The organism is Oxalicibacterium solurbis (genome assembly GCF_014635845.1).
In the GTDB taxonomy this organism is placed as follows: Bacteria; Pseudomonadota; Gammaproteobacteria; order Burkholderiales; family Burkholderiaceae_D; genus Oxalicibacterium; species Oxalicibacterium solurbis.
The window spans coordinates 90,685-108,866 of the sequence record NZ_BMDP01000002.1; the positions used below are offsets into that span (position 1 = coordinate 90,685).

At 58.8% G+C, this 18,182-nt stretch carries 21 protein-coding genes and 1 tRNA gene; 11 read left to right on the forward strand and 11 right to left on the reverse strand.

The window, feature by feature from the left end; genetic code table 11:
• Positions 1 to 52 precede the first annotated feature (52 nt).
• Positions 53 to 868 carry an orotidine-5'-phosphate decarboxylase gene (gene pyrF, locus IEV40_RS06040; RefSeq protein WP_188420116.1) on the forward strand — a complete coding sequence of 272 codons (816 nt, stop codon included), beginning with the start codon at positions 53 to 55 and terminating at the stop codon, positions 866 to 868.
• Positions 869 to 916: 48 nt separating this feature from the next.
• Positions 917 to 1,063 carry a hypothetical protein gene (locus IEV40_RS06045; RefSeq protein ID WP_188420117.1) on the forward strand — a complete coding sequence of 49 codons (147 nt, stop codon included), beginning with the start codon at positions 917 to 919 and terminating at the stop codon, positions 1,061 to 1,063.
• A 73-nt stretch (positions 1,064 to 1,136) separates the two neighbouring features.
• Here the strand turns inward: IEV40_RS06045 and IEV40_RS06050 are convergent, their stop codons facing one another.
• The 5 genes from IEV40_RS06050 to IEV40_RS06070 form a co-directional block, all read right to left on the reverse strand.
• Positions 1,137 to 1,625, reverse strand: a complete 489-nt coding sequence (locus tag IEV40_RS06050) for a CinA family protein (RefSeq protein ID WP_188420118.1) — start codon at positions 1,623 to 1,625, stop codon at positions 1,137 to 1,139.
• A gap of 28 nt (positions 1,626 to 1,653) precedes the next feature.
• Positions 1,654 to 2,175 carry a phosphatidylglycerophosphatase A family protein gene (locus IEV40_RS06055; RefSeq protein ID WP_229723986.1) on the reverse strand — a complete coding sequence of 174 codons (522 nt, stop codon included), beginning with the start codon at positions 2,173 to 2,175 and terminating at the stop codon, positions 1,654 to 1,656.
• A complete protein-coding gene (thiL, locus tag IEV40_RS06060) occupies positions 2,172 to 3,140 on the reverse strand; it encodes a thiamine-phosphate kinase (RefSeq protein ID WP_188420119.1) in 969 nt (322 codons plus the stop codon). The genes IEV40_RS06055 and thiL overlap by 4 nt, the downstream gene beginning before the upstream one ends.
• Positions 3,141 to 3,278: 138 nt before the next feature.
• Positions 3,279 to 4,463: an FAD-dependent oxidoreductase gene (locus IEV40_RS06065; protein ID WP_188420120.1), complete on the reverse strand. Its 1,185-nt coding sequence runs from the start codon at positions 4,461 to 4,463 to the stop codon at positions 3,279 to 3,281.
• Between the two features lie 236 nt (positions 4,464 to 4,699).
• Positions 4,700 to 4,867, reverse strand: coding sequence for a hypothetical protein (locus tag IEV40_RS06070; protein ID WP_188420121.1), 168 nt, complete (start codon positions 4,865 to 4,867; stop codon positions 4,700 to 4,702).
• Positions 4,868 to 5,091: 224 nt separating this feature from the next.
• On the opposite strand from IEV40_RS06070, the gene IEV40_RS06075 reads away from it, so the two are divergent.
• On the forward strand, positions 5,092 to 7,404 hold the full coding sequence (locus tag IEV40_RS06075; RefSeq protein WP_188420122.1) for an NADP-dependent malic enzyme: 2,313 nt from the start codon (positions 5,092 to 5,094) through the stop codon (positions 7,402 to 7,404).
• 93 nt (positions 7,405 to 7,497) lie between these two features.
• Here the strand turns inward: IEV40_RS06075 and IEV40_RS06080 are convergent, their stop codons facing one another.
• Entirely contained in the window at positions 7,498 to 8,418 is a 921-nt protein-coding gene (locus IEV40_RS06080; RefSeq protein ID WP_188420123.1) for a 5'-nucleotidase, read from the reverse strand.
• A gap of 85 nt (positions 8,419 to 8,503) precedes the next feature.
• Between IEV40_RS06080 and IEV40_RS06085 the strand changes: the two genes are divergently transcribed.
• Positions 8,504 to 8,884, forward strand: coding sequence for a YkvA family protein (locus IEV40_RS06085; protein ID WP_188420124.1), 381 nt, complete (start codon positions 8,504 to 8,506; stop codon positions 8,882 to 8,884).
• Between the two features lie 136 nt (positions 8,885 to 9,020).
• On the opposite strand, the gene IEV40_RS06090 is transcribed toward IEV40_RS06085, so the two are convergent.
• Complete coding sequence (locus IEV40_RS06090) at positions 9,021 to 9,281, reverse strand: hypothetical protein (protein WP_188420125.1); 261 nt, start codon at positions 9,279 to 9,281, stop codon at positions 9,021 to 9,023.
• 219 nt (positions 9,282 to 9,500) lie between these two features.
• On the opposite strand from IEV40_RS06090, the gene IEV40_RS06095 reads away from it, so the two are divergent.
• The 3 genes from IEV40_RS06095 (at position 9,501) to IEV40_RS06105 (ending at position 11,773) form a co-directional block, all read left to right on the forward strand.
• A complete protein-coding gene (locus IEV40_RS06095; protein ID WP_188420126.1) occupies positions 9,501 to 9,953 on the forward strand; it encodes an RrF2 family transcriptional regulator in 453 nt (150 codons plus the stop codon).
• A gap of 83 nt (positions 9,954 to 10,036) precedes the next feature.
• Complete coding sequence (locus IEV40_RS06100; RefSeq protein WP_188420127.1) at positions 10,037 to 11,233, forward strand: globin domain-containing protein; 1,197 nt, start codon at positions 10,037 to 10,039, stop codon at positions 11,231 to 11,233.
• A gap of 129 nt (positions 11,234 to 11,362) precedes the next feature.
• Complete coding sequence (locus IEV40_RS06105) at positions 11,363 to 11,773, forward strand: hemerythrin domain-containing protein (RefSeq protein WP_188420128.1); 411 nt, start codon at positions 11,363 to 11,365, stop codon at positions 11,771 to 11,773.
• A gap of 286 nt (positions 11,774 to 12,059) precedes the next feature.
• Here the strand turns inward: IEV40_RS06105 and IEV40_RS06110 are convergent, their stop codons facing one another.
• Together IEV40_RS06110 and IEV40_RS06115 are read right to left on the reverse strand one after the other, a co-directional pair.
• Positions 12,060 to 13,778: a methyl-accepting chemotaxis protein gene (locus IEV40_RS06110; RefSeq protein ID WP_188420129.1), complete on the reverse strand. Its 1,719-nt coding sequence runs from the start codon at positions 13,776 to 13,778 to the stop codon at positions 12,060 to 12,062.
• Between the two features lie 58 nt (positions 13,779 to 13,836).
• Positions 13,837 to 14,331 (reverse strand): chemotaxis protein CheW, encoded by a 495-nt coding sequence (locus IEV40_RS06115; RefSeq protein ID WP_188420130.1) that lies wholly within the window; start codon positions 14,329 to 14,331, stop codon positions 13,837 to 13,839.
• A gap of 360 nt (positions 14,332 to 14,691) precedes the next feature.
• Between IEV40_RS06115 and IEV40_RS06120 the strand changes: the two genes are divergently transcribed.
• Positions 14,692 to 14,997, forward strand: coding sequence for a helix-turn-helix domain-containing protein (locus IEV40_RS06120; protein ID WP_188420131.1), 306 nt, complete (start codon positions 14,692 to 14,694; stop codon positions 14,995 to 14,997).
• A 308-nt stretch (positions 14,998 to 15,305) separates the two neighbouring features.
• Here the strand turns inward: IEV40_RS06120 and IEV40_RS06125 are convergent.
• Positions 15,306 to 15,390, reverse strand: a tRNA-Leu gene (locus IEV40_RS06125).
• 254 nt (positions 15,391 to 15,644) lie between these two features.
• On the opposite strand from IEV40_RS06125, the gene IEV40_RS06130 reads away from it, so the two are divergent.
• Entirely contained in the window at positions 15,645 to 16,223 is a 579-nt protein-coding gene (locus IEV40_RS06130; RefSeq protein ID WP_188420132.1) for a tetratricopeptide repeat protein, read from the forward strand.
• Positions 16,224 to 16,320: 97 nt separating this feature from the next.
• Positions 16,321 to 17,124, forward strand: coding sequence for a hypothetical protein (locus IEV40_RS06135; RefSeq protein WP_188420133.1), 804 nt, complete (start codon positions 16,321 to 16,323; stop codon positions 17,122 to 17,124).
• Positions 17,125 to 17,289: 165 nt separating this feature from the next.
• On the opposite strand, the gene IEV40_RS06140 is transcribed toward IEV40_RS06135, so the two are convergent.
• Complete coding sequence (locus tag IEV40_RS06140) at positions 17,290 to 17,829, reverse strand: N-acetyltransferase (RefSeq protein ID WP_229723988.1); 540 nt, start codon at positions 17,827 to 17,829, stop codon at positions 17,290 to 17,292.
• A 15-nt stretch (positions 17,830 to 17,844) separates the two neighbouring features.
• On the opposite strand from IEV40_RS06140, the gene IEV40_RS06145 reads away from it, so the two are divergent.
• A complete protein-coding gene (locus IEV40_RS06145; RefSeq protein ID WP_188421200.1) occupies positions 17,845 to 18,096 on the forward strand; it encodes a hypothetical protein in 252 nt (83 codons plus the stop codon).
• Positions 18,097 to 18,182 lie beyond the last annotated feature (86 nt).

The following is an 18,182-nucleotide window of genomic DNA, read 5'->3' on the forward strand; positions in this document are numbered from 1 at the left end:
ACGCTCTGCAGCAATGCGCTGCATTCCCCGTATTCAGCAAGAGACTCCAGCCGTGACCTTCATCGAAAAACTATCTGCCGCCTGGCAAGACCGCCGTTCGCAACTGTGCATCGGGCTCGATCCCGATCCGGCGAAGTTCCCCGGCCAGATGCAGGGAAAAAGCGATGCGATCTTCGCCTTCTGCAAGGAGGTCATCGATGCGACGGCCGATCTGGTCTGCGCGTTCAAGCCGCAGATCGCCTACTTTGCCGCGCTGCGCGCCGAAGACCAGTTGGAAGAAATCTGCGCTTACCTGAAGAAGCGCCATCCGCAACTGCCGATCGTGCTGGACGCCAAGCGCGGCGATATTGGTGCGACCGCCGAGCAGTACGCGCGCGAGGCGTTCGAGCGTTATGGCGCCGATGCCGTTACCGTCAATCCGTACATGGGTTTCGATTCGGTACAGCCGTATCTGGAATGGAAGGATCGCGGCGTCATCGTACTGTGCCGTACGTCCAACGAGGGCGGCTCCGACCTGCAGTTCCTGAATTCTGACGGCAAGCCGTTGTACCAGCATGTGGCGGCGATGGTTGCGAACAAATGGAATACCAACGGCCAGTGCGGCCTGGTGGTCGGCGCGACCTTCCCGAACGAGCTGGCGCAGGTGCGCGAAATCGTCGGCGACATGCCGCTGCTGATTCCCGGCATCGGTGCGCAGGGCGGCGATATCAGGGCGACGGTGGAAGCCGGTCGCACGAAAGCCGGCACCGGCATGATGATCAATTCGTCGCGCGCCATCCTGTACGCGAAAAGCGAAGGCGGCGAATCGTTCGCGCAGGCTTCGCGCCGCGTGGCGCTGGAAACGCGCGACGCGATCAACCGATATTGAACTGCGGTCGAACAATCGTCACGGCAATCGATTTGCCATGATCATGGGATGGGAAAAAGAAGCGCTGCTCGGCATACTGCCGCCACGCAATATTCTTATTTCCCCCTCATGGATTACCTGATCGAAAAACATCCGGCCAAGACGATGGCCGCCGTCCTGCTCCTCGGCGTATCCGCGCTGGTTTTCCTGTTCTGACTTAGTTCTGATGTAGTTCCAATGACGTCGCCGACGGGTGCCATGCATCCGCTCGGTCTTTCCGTCTGGTCTGTCAGTTCGTGCTGTCCAGTAGCGCCAAAAGGCCGCGCAAGGCATGCACGACCGATTGCGTGCGTACAGCATGGCGATCGCCGTCGAACAGCATCTTTTCCGTACGTATCGATTCGCCGTAAGCCCAGCCGAACCAGACGGTGCCGACCGGTTTGCCCGGCACGGCGCCGCCCGGGCCGGCGATGCCGGTGGTCGACAGCGATACCGTTGCGCGGCTGTTGCGCAGCGTCCCGGTGCACATGGCAGCTGCGGTTTCGGCGCTGACCGCGCCATGTTTTTCGAGTACGTTGGACGGCACGCCGAGCAGCGCCGTCTTGGCGTCGTTCGAATAGGTGACGAAACCGCAGTCGAACCATTCGGAGGAGCCGGCAATCTCGGTGATCGCCTGTGCGATGCCGCCGCCGGTGCAGGATTCGGCCGTTGCCAGTATCAGGCCGAGCTCCTTCAACTTTCGTCCGACTTGCGTCGCCAGTGCAATCAATTCATCCATCGCATTTTCCCGTCAGGTCTATCGAACCTTATAGCACGCGCCAGATTGCGAACACCAACAGCGTCATGAAGGCAGCGATCAGATCGTCCAGCATCACGCCGAAGCCACCCTTGATGGTACGGTCGAAATGCCTGATCGGCTGCGGCTTCACCATGTCGAAGAAGCGGAAAACCAGGAAGGCGGCAAATTGCGTCCATGCGCTAGTTGGTGTGATGAACAGCATCACCAGCCAGATCGCGACGATCTCGTCCCATACCATGCTGCCGTGATCGGGTGCGCCGAGATCGCGCCCCGTTTTTGCGCAAGCCGGAATGCCGATCAGGAAACCGACGGCGACGATCAGCAGCCAGTTTTCCGGCGTGAAGATGCCGGGCCAGCGCGACGACAGCACATTGAACGACAGCCAGCCGAACAGCGTGCCGAAGGTACCCGGCATCGTGCGCGCCAGACCGCTGCCGAATCCCTGCGCCAGCAGGTGCGCCGGATGCGCAAGCATGAAACTGGAATTGGCGCGAATGGCGGCCGGGGGAGCAGAAGCCTGTACGGTCATGGCGAAGCGAAGTGATCGAAAGAGGAAAGTTGCAGGCTGATCGGACGGCCTTGGTCATCGCACAGTCGCGTGCCTGTTTCCGCATCGATGGTACCGATGCGCGTCACCGTCGTGCCGGCGGCCAGTGCCGCGCCAAGCACGTCGTCGCGGCGTGATGCCGGTGCGGTGAAACAGAGTTCGTAGTCGTCGCCGCCGGCCAGCGTGAAACGGTGGCGCAGTTCCGGCGACTGGCGTTGCAGCATCGGACCCGCCGGCAATGCATCGACATTCAGCGTGGCGCCGACGTGCGAGCGTTTCAGGATATGGCCGAGATCGCCGATCAGACCGTCGGAAACGTCCAGCGCTGCGTGGGCGATGCCGCGCAATGCCAGGCCGAGTGTGACGCGCGGCTGCGGCGTATGCAGGCGCACCGCAGCTTGTTCCAGCGTATCGGCATCGAGCCGCTGCTCGCCATACAGCGAGGCCAGCGCCAGGCGCGCATCACCGAGCGAACCGGAAATCCAGATGTCGTCACCGGCCAGCGCTGCATCGCGCCGCAGTGCGTCGCCGACCGGAATGCGGCCGAACACGGTGATGCAGATGTTCAGCGGACCTTTTGTCGTATCGCCGCCGATCAGTTCGCAATCGTGCGCATCGGCCAACGCAAACAGGCCGCGTGAAAATTCGGCCAGCCATGTTTCGTCGACGCTGGGTAGCGACAATGCCAGCGTGAAGGCGACCGGTTCGGCTCCCATCGCGGCGAGATCGGAAAGATTCACTGCCAGCGACTTGTGTCCGAGCTTGAACGGATCGGCGCCGGCGAAGAAATGGCGGCCTTCCACCAGCATGTCGGACGAGATCGCCAGTTGCATGCCGGATTGTTGCGCCAGCAATGCGCAATCGTCGCCGATGCCGAGCATGGCGCGGTTCTTGGGATGAGAGGGCCGCACGAAATAGCGTGCGATCAGATCGAATTCGGACAGCATGCGGTCATTGTACAGAAGGGGATCGTGAAAACGCCGCCGGTATCGCCGGAAAAGCGATACGTGGCGGCGTTCTTGTCGTTGCAGGCCGGGGTTTCAGTCTCGTCGGATTCTGCAGGTGATCGGCCGATCACAGGTCGATCATTCGCCCGTTTTCTTCCCTAGCGCGCCCAGCAATTCCTGGCGAATCGCATTGTCGTGCGGCGATACGCCGAATCCGGCCATGGCGCCGCCGGCTTCGTAGAAGCGGCAGACGGTCTTGCCGTTGACGACTTCATCCTGCCATTTGCCTTCTGCGACCAAGTGCGGCGCCGGTGCGATCAGCGCGAGCGGATAGCTTGGCGTCTTGATCAGTACCGGCGATGGTTTCAGGTCGATTTCCGTGCGTTCGCCGGTCAGCGTGCGCGCGATGGCACGGCCGGCGGTCATGATGGGGGCGATATACGGCAGCGTGCGTGTTGCGCCGTCGGGAAAGGCATATTCGGCGCAGTCGCCGAGTGCATAGACGTCCGGTGCGCTGGTCTGGCCGGCGGCATCGATGACGATGCCGCGATTGGTCTTCAGTTGCGCAGCATGCGCCAGCCGCAGGTCAGGGCGCAGGCCGACGGCGGACAGCACGACATCGGCTTCCACCGTGCTGCCGTCGGCCAGCTCGACGCGCAGGTCGGTATCGGCCTGCACCACACTTTCGGCCACGGTGTTCAGGCGGAATTGCACGCCGCGCGTACCCAGTGCTGCCTGCAGTCCGGCCGACAATGCCGGCGCTGCCAGCGCGGACAGTGCGCGTGCGCTCGGATCGATCAGCGTGACGGCATGGCCGGCGCCAGCCAGGTCGTCGGCGAATTCACAGCCGATCAGGCCGGCACCGAGAATGGCGACGCGAACCGGCGATGCATTCTTCGACGAGCGCAGTTCCTCGCGAAAGGCCGCATAGTCGTCGATGTGATTGACGGACAGCACGCGATGCGCGCCATCGCCCTTGATGTCGAGGCGGATAGGTTGCGCGCCGACGGCCAGCACCAGCTTGTCGTATTCGTAGACGCCGGAACTGGTATCGATTTTCTTCGCCTGCGTATCGACGCCGTTGACGGTGACATTGGTCATCAACGTCGCGTTCAACTGTTCCGCCATCTGCGTGGCGGCCTGCGTGATCAGTTGCTGCGCTTCCTTGTTCTGTGCGAAGGCGTTCGACAGCATCGGCTTCGAATAGAAGCCGCCGCCATCGGCGGTAATCATGATCAACGGGGTTTCTTTATCCAGTTTGCGGAATTCGCGTGCGACGGTATAGCCGGCCAGTCCTGCGCCGACGATGATGATCGGTTTCATTGTCTTCCTGATGTCGATGTCGCGTCGGACAAGGCCGGACGCGGCCGTTCATATTGCAGGCATGCGCGTAGCGTGTGCCTCGGTCTTCGGCCGCGCCAGGCGAAGCATCAGAAAGTGATGCGCGTTGCTGAAAGGCGCGGCAACGTTGGACAGCGGCGGGTTTTTCTTGTCGGGTTGCCTGCCGCAATGTCGATCGTTGCCGTCATCTTACCGTGTTCCGTTGCCGGTGCGGCAAATCAGGAGAGGTCGCCGAAGGCATCCTCGACAGTGTCGTGCGCAGGTGCCGGCGTTTTCTGTGCATTGGCGCCGCGTTGCTGTTCGCGATGGCGGGTCTGGTTTTCAGGCGGTGCCGTTTTTGTATCGGCATGGCGTTTGGCGGTGAAGAGGCGAGGCTGGCCGGACATCTTTTTCTCCTTGCATGAATTACATGAAACTGCGTGCATGAAATTACGGCGCCGATTCAAATGAGGACGCCTAGAGAAGAAGATAGGGGCGAGCTATGAAAAACCGAAATTGATAGTTTTTATGCCGGCGATAGCTCGATGGTTTGTACATGGGCTGCAGTGCAACGCCGATAGTCCGCTGATAGAATGAAAATTCCTCTTTTTGACAAGGATGCGGGCACCGTATGGATTCGAACCACGACAAGAAAGAAGAAATGCGCCTCAAACTGAGACAGGCTGCACTCGAATACCACGAATTTCCCACGCCCGGAAAAATCAGCATCGCTCCTACCAAGCAAGTCACCAATCAGCGTGATCTGTCGCTGGCCTATACGCCGGGCGTCGCCGTCGCTTGTGAAGAAATCGCGGCCGATCCTGCCAACTCCTATCGTTACACGGCACGCGGCAATCTCGTTGCGGTCATTACCAATGGTACGGCGGTACTCGGCTTGGGCAATATCGGGCCGCTGGCGGCCAAGCCGGTAATGGAAGGCAAGGGCGTGCTGTTCAAGAAATTCGCCGGCATCGACGTGTTCGATATCGAGGTCAATGAAACCGATCCCGACAAACTGGTCGATATCATCGCGTCGCTGGAGCCGACCTTCGGCGGCATCAACCTGGAAGACATCAAGGCGCCGGAATGCTTCGAGATCGAACGCAGGTTGCGCGAACGCATGAAGATTCCGGTGTTCCACGACGATCAGCACGGCACCGCGATCATCGTCGCCGCGGCAATGCTGAATGGCTTGAAAGTGGTAGGGAAGGATATTCGCAAGAGCAAGCTGGTGGTGTCCGGAGCCGGCGCGGCCGCGCTTGCCTGCCTGGACATGATGGTGGATCTGGGCTTTGTGCGCGAAAATATCTATGTCACCGATCTGGCTGGCGTGGTGTACCAGGGGCGCCTCGAATTGATGGACCCTGCCAAGGAAAAATTCGCGCAGAAGACCGATGCCCGTACGCTGGCGGACGTAATTGCCGGCGCCGATATCTTTCTCGGCCTGTCTGCCGGTGGCGTGTTGAAGCCGGAAATGGTGGCAAAAATGGCGGAGCGGCCGTTGATCATGGCACTCGCCAATCCGACACCGGAAATCCTGCCTGAAGAAGTGCGTGCCGTGCGTGACGATGCAGTCATCGCGACCGGACGTTCGGATTATCCGAACCAGGTCAACAATTCGCTGTGCTTCCCGTACATCTTCCGCGGTGCGCTCGATTGCGGCGCCACCACGATCACGCGCGGGATGGAAATCGCTGCGGTACACGCAATTGCCGATCTGGCGCAGGCCGAGCAATCGGATATCGTGGCCAGCGCCTATGGCATCACCGACCTGAGTTTCGGTCCCGACTACTTTATCCCGATGTCTTTCGATCCGCGCCTGATGACCAGGATCGCGGTGGCCGTTGCCAAGGCGGCGCAGGAAGACGGTGTGGCGGCGCGGCCGATTGCCGACATGGAAGCCTACATCGATCGTCTGCAGCAATTCGTCTATCGCAGCGGCACTTTCATGAAGCCGATCTTCAACGTCGCGAAGACCACGTCGCCGGAATTGAAGCGCATCGTGTTTGCCGAAGGCGAAGAAGAAAGTGTGTTGCGTGCAGTACAGGTGGTGGTCGACGAAAGGCTGGCGACGCCCATTCTGATCGGCCGCCCTGCGGTGTTGGCGCAACGTATCGAACGCTTCGGTTTGCGCATCAAGCCGGATGTCGATTTCACCATCATCAATCCGGAGCACGACGACCGCTACCGTGATTTCTGGGAAACCTATCTGTCGATGACCAGGCGCAAGGGCGTCACCGAGCAATATGCACGACTGGAAATGCGTCGTCGTCATACATTGATCGGCGCAATGGCGATCCACAAGAACGATGCGGACGGCATGATCTGCGGCACCTACGGTACCAACGATCTGCATCTGCATTACATCGATCAGGTGCTTGGGAAGCGAGCGGGCGTCAATATTTACGCGGCGATGAACTGCCTGATCCTTTCGGACCGCCAGTTGTTTATTGTCGATACGCACGTGAACGAGAATCCGACTGCCGAAGAACTGGCAGAGATCACGATCCTGGCGGCGGAAGAAATGCGCCGCTTCGGCCTGGTGCCCTATGTCGCGCTGCTGTCGCACTCCAACTTCGGTACCAGCGACAGCGAATCCGCAAGAAAAATGCGCAAGGTGCGCGAGCTGGTGCGAGCCCGTGCACCGGATCTCGAGATCGATGGCGAGATGCACGGCGACATGGCGTTGAATGCGGAAATGCTCAAGAAGGCAATGCCCGATACCACGTTGAAAAACGATGCGAACCTGCTGGTGCTGCCGAATATCGATGCTGCGAACATTGCCTATAACCTGTTGAAGACGACAGTCAGCGCGAACGTGGCAATCGGCCCGATCCTTCTCGGCTGCAACAAGCCGGTGCATGTATTGACGCCGTCGGCGACGGTGCGCCGCATCGTCAACATGACGGCGCTGTGCGTGGCGGATGCGGTGGCGGAACGCTGATCAGGCGCATGAAACGAACAGCATAAGTTCGACAGTAAAAAAAAGCCGCTTCCGTGCAAACGGATGCGGCTTTTTCATTGAGCGTGAACGATATCAGGCTTTCTTCACGTCCTTGAGTTCGATGCGCGATGGCACGCGGCCGGTCTGCACATAGGTCGATGCGCGTTCGCAATGGCCGGGCTGGTCGTCGAAGAACATGTGCGGCTTGAAGGCTGCCAGCACATCGGATTTCGATACGCCGCCCATGAAGAAAGTCTCGTCGATCGTCACGTCCCATACGCGTAGCGTGCGGATCACGCGTTCATGCGCCGGCGACGAGCGTGCGGTGACCAGCGCAGTGCGGATCGGTGCGGATGACACGTGCTTGAAGTTGTTCTGGATGTAGGACAGCGCTTTTAGCAGCCGCGCGAACGGTCCTTCCGGTAGCGGCTTCAAGGCGTTTTCGCGCTCGTGATTTTCGAAGGCTTCAATACCTTGTGTCTGGTAGATGCGTTCCGACTCATCCGAGAAGATGACGGCGTCGCCGTCGAAGGCGATGCGGATCTGGTCCAGCTCCTCGAAGGCATTGGCGGGTTTCTGGTACAGCAGCGCTGCTGCGGTGCTGGAATCGATTGCCGCCTGCACGTCATCCTCGTGCAGTGAAAGAAACAGGCTGACATTGAAGGCGCGCAGATAGGGCGCCAGAGAGGCACCGCCGGACAGCACAGCGCGCGTGATGTCGAGTCCGTAGTGGTCGATCGAATTGAAGATGCGTAGGGAAGTCTCGGTCGAATTGCGCGACATGATGACGACTTCGACCAGGCGTTGGTCCGGCGTCAGTTCATTCAGTTTCAGCAACGCACGCACTAGCGCAAAGCCGGCGCCGGGTTTCAGGATTTCGTTTTCGTTGTCGATCTGATGCTGACGATAGGCTTCCAGCCCCTGGGTGCGGAAGATGGCTTCTTCCGCTTCGAGATCGAACAGGGCGCGGGATGAAATGCCGACTACCAGCAGTCGGTCGAGGGAAACGGGCATGGCGGAATTCCTGATGCAGGGACAAGACGATCCATTATAAGCACCGGCGCCGGTACAATTGCGGCTTGATCTTGGGGGAGATGGGATGAGGCAGCAATTGCGTGAGTGGGCGCGCCGCCTGAAGCGCGACATTGTAATGCTGTGGTTTGCGCGCCAGCATCCGGATACGCCGCTGCATGCACGGCTGCTGTGCATTGCGGCCGTACTGTACACCTTGAGTCCGATCGATCTGGTGCCGGACTTCATCCCGGTGCTTGGCTATCTGGACGATGTACTGCTGGTACCGGCATTGATCTGGTTGGCGATCCGTTTGTTGCCGCCGCATGTCGTAGAGGAATGCCGCCAGCGCGCCAGCGAATGGATGGTGGCGCAAGGAGAAAAACCGAAAAGCCTGATCGGCGCTGCGCTCGTCGTTATCGTGTGGATTGTGCTGGCGTGGCTATGCTGGCGCTGGCTGGCAAACTAGCGAATCGCGGCGTGCGTAAAGACGGTACAGGTAGAATGGAAGACCGGCGGTGCAGAAAAGCCGCCGGTGTGCACGAGGATGGGGATGTGCGTGGAGAAATGCGCCGCGATGGTGCGGCGCGTGTTCACTTATGCGTTCACTTCTGGGCTTCTTCATCGTCCTTGTAGAAAGATGCGCGCGGCGTGCGTGTTGCGCGCTGCAACTTCTTCAGACCTGCCTTGGTGCCGAGATAAGCGCCAGCCAGACAGTACAGCAACGACATCCAGCCGAGATAGTAAAGGCCGATGAACGGCAACACGATGACCAGTATCGTCGCGAACAGGTCGCGCCGGTTTATCGTGATCAGATAGTGCGAGATCGCGTAGACGATGAAGAGTCCGATGAAGCCGATCAGCATGTTATGTCCCCTGTATGATTTTGCTTGGTGCGGATATTGCTACATTCTAGCATCGGCAATCGGCGTGTCCGGGTGGATTGCAGACGCAATTTGCACATGAATTGGCAGCATGACAAGTCGCCGCAGACCGGGAAATGTCAGGCACAAATCGGAAATAAATTTGTTGCTTTTAAAATGCATGTTTAATAGAATGATTACCGTTGTGGAGGGCACTGACCGATGAAGTTGACCCGGTTCTCAGATATCGGATTGCGCGTGCTGATGTATTTGGCAAAAGAAACGCGCACGCCGCCGGTGACGGTGTCCGAAGTCTCGCAGCAGTTCGACGTACCGCACAACCATCTGGTCAAGGTCGTCGGCACGATGGCGAAGATGGGCTGGATCGATGCAGTACGCGGCCGCAACGGCGGCATCCGGCTTGCAGCCGATCCTGGCAGCCTGCGCATCGGCAGCGTGCTGCGCGTGCTGGAAGGCGACAACGAGGCAATCGATTGCGAAGGCATCGGTTGCAGGCTGTCCGGCGATTGCCGCTTGCGCGCAATATTGCGCGACGGCATTGAAGCGTTTTATAGCGCCATGGATGAATACACGCTGGCCGACATTGTCGGCGGCAATACCGGCGAATACATTGTGAAAATGCACCGCAGTTTCACGATGGGACGCGCGGCCTAGATCAAGTAGTGAAGTGTCGAGACCCTTCGGGGTCTTTTTCGGAGTCTTAAAGTGGCATTTTAAATGCAACATAAGGAGTGTTCATGTTATCCGCAGCATCCCGTCCGTACATCGACGCCAGTGTTCCAGTCCTTCGCGAGCATGGCCTGACCATCACCAAGGTGTTCTACCAAGATTTGTTCGAAAACTATCCGCATCTGCGCAACACGTTCAATGCCGGCAACCAGGCCAGCGGCGCGCAGCAGCAATCGCTCGCTTCGGCTGTGTTTGCCTATGCGGCAAACATCGACAATGCCGCCGCGCTGGCGCCGGTGATCTCACGCATCGTGCACAAGCACGTGTCGCTGGGCATCACGGCCGCCTACTATCCGATCGTCGGCCATCATCTGCTGGGCGCGATCAAGAAGGTGCTGGGCGATGCCGCCACACCGGAACTGATCGAAGCCTGGGCTGAAGCCTACGGCCTGTTGGCAAAGGCGCTGATCGAAGAGGAAAGCAAGCTGTATGCGGAAGCCGGCATCATCCCGGGTGCGCTGTTCAACATGCGCGTGACCGAGATCAGCAAGGAAAGCGAACTGGTCAAGGCGTTCACGATGGTGCCGCTGGACGGTGTCGCGCTGCCGGCATTCAAGCCGGGCCAGTATGTGAGCGTGGCGGTGCAACTGCCGAGTGGCATGCGCCAGCTGCGTCAGTACAGCCTCTCCGATGCACCGGATCGCCAGCATCTGCGCGTCTCGGTCAAGCGCGAAGTGGCCGGCGACGAAACGCCTGCCGGTGAAGTCTCGAATTGGCTGCACGACAATGTGGAAGTCGGCAGCCTGCTGCAGGTCAGCAAGCCGTTCGGCGATTTCCTGCCGGAGACCGAGGGCGACGAGCCGATCGTGTTGCTGTCGGCCGGTATCGGTATCACGCCGATGATTTCGACCTTGAATCGCATCGCCGAAAAATCGCCGAAGCGCCGTGTGATCTTCGCGCATGCAGCTCGCCGCCAGGATCACCATCCGCATCGCGCCGATCTCGAAAAGGCAAAGCAGCGTATGCCCAATCTGGAAAGCGTGACTTTCTACGAGGAAGATGCCGATGCACATCCGGAAGTGCTGCCGGGCCGCATGCAGCTCAAGCAGCTGCCGCAATGGGAAGTCGACAAGGCGAACATCTACATGTGCGGTCCGCTGCCGTTCATGCAGCAGCAATGGGCCGATCTGCTGGCACATGGCGTGCCGCAGGAACGCCTGCATCGCGAAGTGTTCGGCCCCGACATGCTGGATCACTTGATCTGAGGTCGTGCGGGCTTGTCCGGCCGCATCGATGATGTGCCCGGCATTGCCGGCTTATCGAAAATAAAGCATGAAACGAACGTCGCAATGCAGTTGTGGCGGCGTTCGTGATTCCCTTGGGAGGGTATCGGCATGAATCTCGAAAAATATCGCCATCAGCATTCGGACATTCTTAAAAGTATCCAGGTGCTACGCGAACTGTCCAGGCTGGGCATTGCGGAAAAAGCCGCGGAAATCGCGCAATGCGTCATTTCGATGAGCTCGGTCATCAAGCTGCATCTGTCGGTGGAAGACCGCTATCTGTATCCGGAGCTGCAGAAGTCCGGCAACCGGCGGCTCGCCAGCATGGGCAAGCAGTATCAGCAGGAAATGCAGAAGATCGCTTCCGCCTATATCGGCTTTGCCGCGAAGTGGAACGAGGCGTCCAAGCTGGCACGCGATCCCGAAGGATTTCGCCGGGAAGCGAATCAGGTCCTGAAGATCCTGTTCGAACGTATCCGCAAGGAAAACCGGGATTTCTACCCGGCCATCGAGCATAGCTGATCCGTATCTTGTTCTGATAAATGAGCAGTCGGATGTGTTGTGTCTAGCTAGCTGTATGAAGCAATGGATAGCGGAGCAGCGATGGGCCAGAGCACTGCCGGCGAGTTCAATACTGCGATGGAAGACGCGCCGCTGTGGCGTACACATCCTGGTCGAGTTGTTCGGCGCTGACATGCTGAATCATTTGATCTGATAAAGCACAATGACCGGTACGCATCTGTCGTGCCTGCGCCATAAAAAAATCCGCTCAAAAGGCGGATTTTTTTTATGTGCCCAAGCGTTGCGATCAGAACTGTTCCCAGTCGTCTTCGTCTCTGCTTGCAACGGCAGCCGGTGCGCCATTGGCGACACGCTGGACCTTGGCGGGAGCAGCGGCGGTTTTTTGCGCGGCTGGCGGCAAGGTCTTGTGACGCGGCTGCAGGCTGACGACCTGTGCCGTCTGCGCATGCATCTGGTCGTTGCCGACCTTGAACACGCTGACGGTGGCCGACAATTTCGCTGCCTGTTCTTCCAGCGACGATGCTGCCGCCGCCGCTTCCTCGACCAGCGCGGCATTCTGCTGCGTGACCTGGTCCATCTGGCTGATCGCCGTGTTGACCTGCTCGATGCCGGCGCTCTGTTCCTGGCTGGCGGCGAGGATTTCGCCCATGATGTCGGTCACATGCTTGACGCTGTCGACGACCTCTTTCATCGTCACGCCGGCCTGAGCGACCAGTTTGCTGCCGGCATCGACCTTGTGCACCGAATCGTCGATCAGCGTCTTGATTTCCTTGGCTGCCGAGGCGGAACGCTGTGCCAGGCTGCGCACCTCGCTGGCGACGACGGCAAAGCCGCGCCCCTGCTCGCCGGCGCGTGCCGCTTCGACTGCCGCGTTCAATGCGAGGATATTGGTCTGGAACGCAATGCCGTCGATGACGCCGATGATGTCGACGATCTTCTTGGCCGAAGCGTCGATCGATCCCATCGTGTCGACAACTTCGGACACTACGCTGCCGCCGCGCGCTGCCACTTCGGAAGCGGAAATCGCCATCTGGTTGGCCTGGCGTGCATTGTCTTCGTTCTGCTTGACGGTAGAGGTCAGCTCTTCCATCGACGATGCGGTTTCTTCCAGTGATGCAGCCTGCTGCTCGGTGCGGCTGGACAAATCCATATTGCCGGCGGCGATCTGCGTGGTGGCAGTGCCGATCGAGACGCTGCCTTCGCGCACAAGAGCGACGGTTTCCGTCAAACGTTGCTGCATCAGTTGCAGGCCGCGCATCAGGCGTCCCATTTCATCGTTCGACTTGATCTCGATCTTCGTCGTCAGGTCGCCCGAGGCGATCGCATCGAAGTGCTGCAGCATTTCCTCCAGCGGACGATTGATTGCACGGATCAGGAAGAAGGCCGAGATGGCGACGGCCAGCAGGCCGAACAGCACGCCGCCGATGGCCGCCGTGCGGAACAGCGAGAACAGGTGCTGACTGTTTTCATAGCCGGCAGCGGCATTCTTCGTCTGCAGGTCGATCAGCGCATTCGCGCTTTTGGAAAGGTTCTGATAAAGCGGCGACATTTTGGTCATCAGGATGCTGGTGGCTTCCTCGACCCGCCCGGCGCGCAACGCACCGATCAGCGCCTGATTGCCATCCTTCAGATAGAGTTCGCGCTTTTCTGTGACTTCTTTCGCCAGCCGGCCTTCCTCTTCGCTTTCCACCGGCAGCGCCAGGTATTTGTTCCAGGAAGCATCGGACTCCGCATAGAAATTCTCCGCACGTTTCAACTGTGCTTCGGCATTGGGATCGTTCGGTTCCATGGCGACGCGGTTGATCGCGGCGCGTGCCTGCAGCAGGCGGGTCAGCATCACGTTGATGGCATCGGATGACGGCAGCTCGTTCATGTACATGTGCTGCATGGTGGTGTTGCTCGTTTGCAGGCCGATGACGCCCATTGCACCGCCGACGATCAGCATAATGCCCATGAACCCCATGGTCAGCAGCAGTCGCAACTTGATCGACACGTTTTTCAGCATGGTCCTTCCCTCCTTGGTTGCAAAGACGATTTCTTGCGTATGGTGTTTACGCTGCGATTCATGCGGCGAATTTTTCGACCAGGTCGAGTGCATCGACGTCCATCAGCCTGTCGATATCGAGCAGGATCAGCATGCGGTCGTCGAATACGCCGAGGCCGAGCAGATGATCGGTCGCGACGGCGGCGCCCATTTGCGGTGGCGGCCTCAATTGATCTGCAGCCAGTGCGACGACGTCGGATACGCCGTCGACGACGATGCCCATGATGCGTCCCCGGACATTGAGGACGATGACGACGGTGAACTGGTCATAGACAGGCTCGCCCAGGTCGAACCTGATTCGCATGTCCACGATCGGCACGATGGTGCCGCGCAGATTCAATACGCCTTTCAGGTAAGCCGGGGTGTTGGCCAGCTGCGTGACGGTTTCGTAGCCGCGCAATTCCTGCACGTTGCGCAGATCGATTCCGTATTCTTCTTGTCCAAGAGTAAAAGCCAGAAATTCCTGTTCGGCTGTCGGAGACGAGGACGTACTTGCTTGCAACGGCAATGACATGGCTATCCTTTCAAGGCAGATGGGCGAAATGAAAATTCCACGTGGAAAATTCTTCGAATGCAAAGAAGCATGATTCCGCCTGCCGAATTTGCGCCGAATTTGAGTCAATGCAGAGGAGTGTCATTCATATTCCTTGCAAAAAGTCTCATCTGCGAACGAAAGGGAGACTACTGGCAACAGGTGAAAAGAGCGCGCAAAATGGAAGCGTCGGCAGAAGGAGAACATTTCTACCCGACGATTCGACGTTGCCGCAATGTATTGCTTCTGGGCAATTATTTACAGGGAGAAATACTACCAAATTGGTAGTATTTGGCACAAGGAAAACCTAGACGATTGTGTCTCATTCTTGATAAGACACGCATGTCGATTTTCGCCAAACGATTGAAAGAAGCGCGCCAGGATATGGGGTGGTCGCAGGAGCGGCTGGGGATAGAAATCGGATTGGAAGAAGCCTCGGCCAGCACCCGCATGAATCGCTACGAGCTCGGAAAACGAGCGCCGAACTGCGATCTGGTGCAACGCATCGCGATGGTGCTGGACCTTCCTGTATCTTATTTTTATGCCGCCAGCGACGAGGAAGCATTGCTGCTTGTCATGTTCCACAGGATGAACGCAGTCGAACGCCAGAAAGTCATGGAAACGGTGCGTGCGCTCAGCGTGCACTGAGTCGGCCGATCACGAATCCGATAGTTGTTCGATGGTATGCAGCCATCGCAGGGCAGGTCTTTACTTATTCCTCATGTTGGAACAGAGCGGTGCGATGGTGCCGTGCGGGAGTTGTGCGGAAAATGCGCACGCTTCCATGGGGCGTCGCTACCCCGGGGCATTTCGGTTTATTCGAGAGAGAAGAACAGCGTTGAATGGAGCGCTGTCGCGAGGGCCAATAATCGTCTGCCATCGCGCGAAAGCATGCAGAGAAAAGAAAAAGGCGGCACCCGATGAACAGGAGCCGCCTTGTGCAACCAGTAGTCTGGTGGTGCCGGGAGCCGGAATCGAACCGGCACGCCTTGCGGCGCGGGATTTTGAGTCCCGTGCGTCTACCAGTTCCGCCATCCCGGCAACGCAAGCCCGCTATTATGGAGGAATTGCCTTTTCTGGGCAAGCCTTCGTCTAAGGCGTCTTTTCGCCGAGGCAAGCCTGCTTTCATCGCGTGAATAGAAATGCGCGGCGCATTGTTGTGTAGAGCGCGAATTGTTAAATATTGTTCGGCAATAAAGTTGACCCCTGGCATTCTGTATGCCTAGAATGGCGCGAATTCGCCGGCAGGTCCGCCTGTCTCCTACAAGAAGAAAAACGTTCTCTCCAGTTCCCCGATGAAGACAGGCATTCTTTTTCTCGCGCTTTTTGCTCTCGTCGGCTGCGCGCAGCCGGAGCAAAAATCCGTCGTCCGAGTTTGCGATCCGCAGGGTTGCACCGATCGTCCGCGTTCTGCGGTCAATTACGAAACCGCCGACATCAGCGAAGAGAACGATGCTCGCATTGCCGCGCTGGAAGATATGGCAAAGCGCGATCCGCGTGCGGCTTACGACTTGGGTTTGCGATATTTTCGCGGGGATGGCGTCAGGCAGGATAGCTATAAGGCGCTGACCTGGATGCGCGATGCAGCAGAACGGGGAAATCTCAATGCACAGAAGGCGCTGGGACGCGCTTACCTGACCGGCCTCGAAGAAATGGGATCCGATCCGGGTGAGGCGCAGCGATGGCTGTCGGCCGCCGCCAGCCGTGGCGACAAGGAATCCGCGAAGCTGCTGAAGGAAGCGAATGTGGCGAAAAAGTCCGAAGAAGAATACTGGAAGTTGCAGCAGGAAGTGCGTGTCGTCATCTATTCCCAATGGCATCGGGGGTACCCGTACTACTCCACCTGGAGAGAAGACCGCTGGGCGATGTATTGAGCCGTTGCGCATTGCTGTAGTTTCCGGAAGATCGCCGCCCAATGTTTTCGATGAAAAACAGGCGGTTTTTTGTCAACCTACCTTTGGAGTTTCCTGAATGTCCTCCGCAATTCATCGCCTCTCGATCGCCGCTGCCGCGGCCGTCCTGCTTGCCGGCTGCGTTACTACCGGTACGGAAAAAACTGCCGTGACCGGCGCTGCCAGCGGTTCTGCCAGCACGGATGCCTCTTCGTCCCTGGAGCGTTGCACGGAAACACTCGGTACGCTGGCGATCGATGACGGCCGCGCCGCGGACTGGTACGGTCAGTTCGGCAGCGCAACGCATGTGACGTCGATCGAGCCGTTGCTGCGTCTGGCGGTTCAGCAATCGAACTGCTTCGTCATCACGTCGGTCGGCAATCTTCGCACCAACAGCCGCTTGAGCAAGATCACGCAACAGCAACGCAATTCGGGCGAATATCGTGCAGGCTCCAAACAGCATAAAGGCCAGCGCGTTGCAGCGGACTATTACCTGGAACCGCAGATCATCATCGATAACGATGCGGTCGGCGGCCTTGGCGCATCGCTGGGCGGTATGCTGGGTGGCACGCTGGGTCGTGTCGCGGGCAACGTGCAGTCGAAATCGTCAGTCGTGACGCTGTCGCTTTACGACATTCGTTCCGCCGTGCAGATTTCCGCTTCGGAAGGCAGTTCCACCGCGACCAACTTCGGTGCGGCGCTTGGCGCATTCGGTGGCAGTGCTGCCGGCTCGCTGGGCGGCTTCTCCCGCACGCCGGAAGGCAAGGCGACCGTGGCGGCGTTCATCGATGCCTACAATGGCATGGTTGTCTCGTTGCGCAACTACAAGGCACAGAACGTCAAGGGCGGCTTGGGCCGCGGTGGCCGCTTGAAGGTCAACTGATCGTCTGCCATCCGGCCGGCACTACTGTCGGCCACGTTTGAAAAAGCCCGCTTATGCGGGCTTTTTTCTTGAGCGATTGATCGACTTTCCAGTCAAGTACTGCGTATACCTGCCGTTTTTTTCGCCTATATCTTCGGTAGGTCGTACGCGCTGCATATCGATGACCTACGGTATCGACATACCAATGGCAACTGCCAGCTGTTGTGCACTCCAGTCCTTCCCCGCCAGGATCATGCGTGTCTGCAGTTGCTGGCGCGTGTGGGCATCGATGCGCCGGCCGAGAAAGGACAACTGCTTGTCGCGCAGGTCGACATGGAACAGCGTGTACCGTTTTCCCAGTGATTGCCACAGTGCGTTGGCACCGGTGGATTGCCGTGCACCGCTGATCAGGCAACGTCCGCTGTCCAGCCACCAGCGATAGACGGCGGTGGCGATGCCGAGACGCTGGTAGGCGCGCGCGTATTTGGAATGCGCGGCGCGCAGATGTTTATCCTGTTTGCGATTCAGTTCGATCAACCGGTTGAAAACCGTATAGCCAGCAAGGCGGCCCGTGCGTGCATTGACCGCGTAGACGTAATGCTCGCCATCGGCTTCGCGATGGCGGAACACCATGCCCGGATAATCGACGGGGATGCAATCGAGTCCGTACAGAATGTCGTCCGGATCGCGCAGCCGGCGATCCAGCGCGGCGATTTCTCTTTCCACTGAACGCGGCGGAAGATGGACATCGATACGCAAGGCCAGCACGTTACTGCAGAAACGAAGGATGGGGACAATGCCGACGAAGAAGAAAGCGGATTGCCGGATAGCCGGCGAAAAGTTGCGGACGAGTCCGCAGGCGGCAGGCTGTGGCTTGCCGTGCAAAAGCATGAACATGGAATGCTCCCGAAGCGCGGCCGCCTTGCGAAAAAGACGGTCGCCATCGCGCCTGTTTCAGGCCCGGCGATGGAAGTGGTGCGCTTGGAAAGGTAGGATAGGTATCGCCGGGCTCAGGAATCTGCTGCCGGGCAAAGGGCATGCGTGCCCGTCGATGCATGCGCACGCGCGCAGCCGGCGGC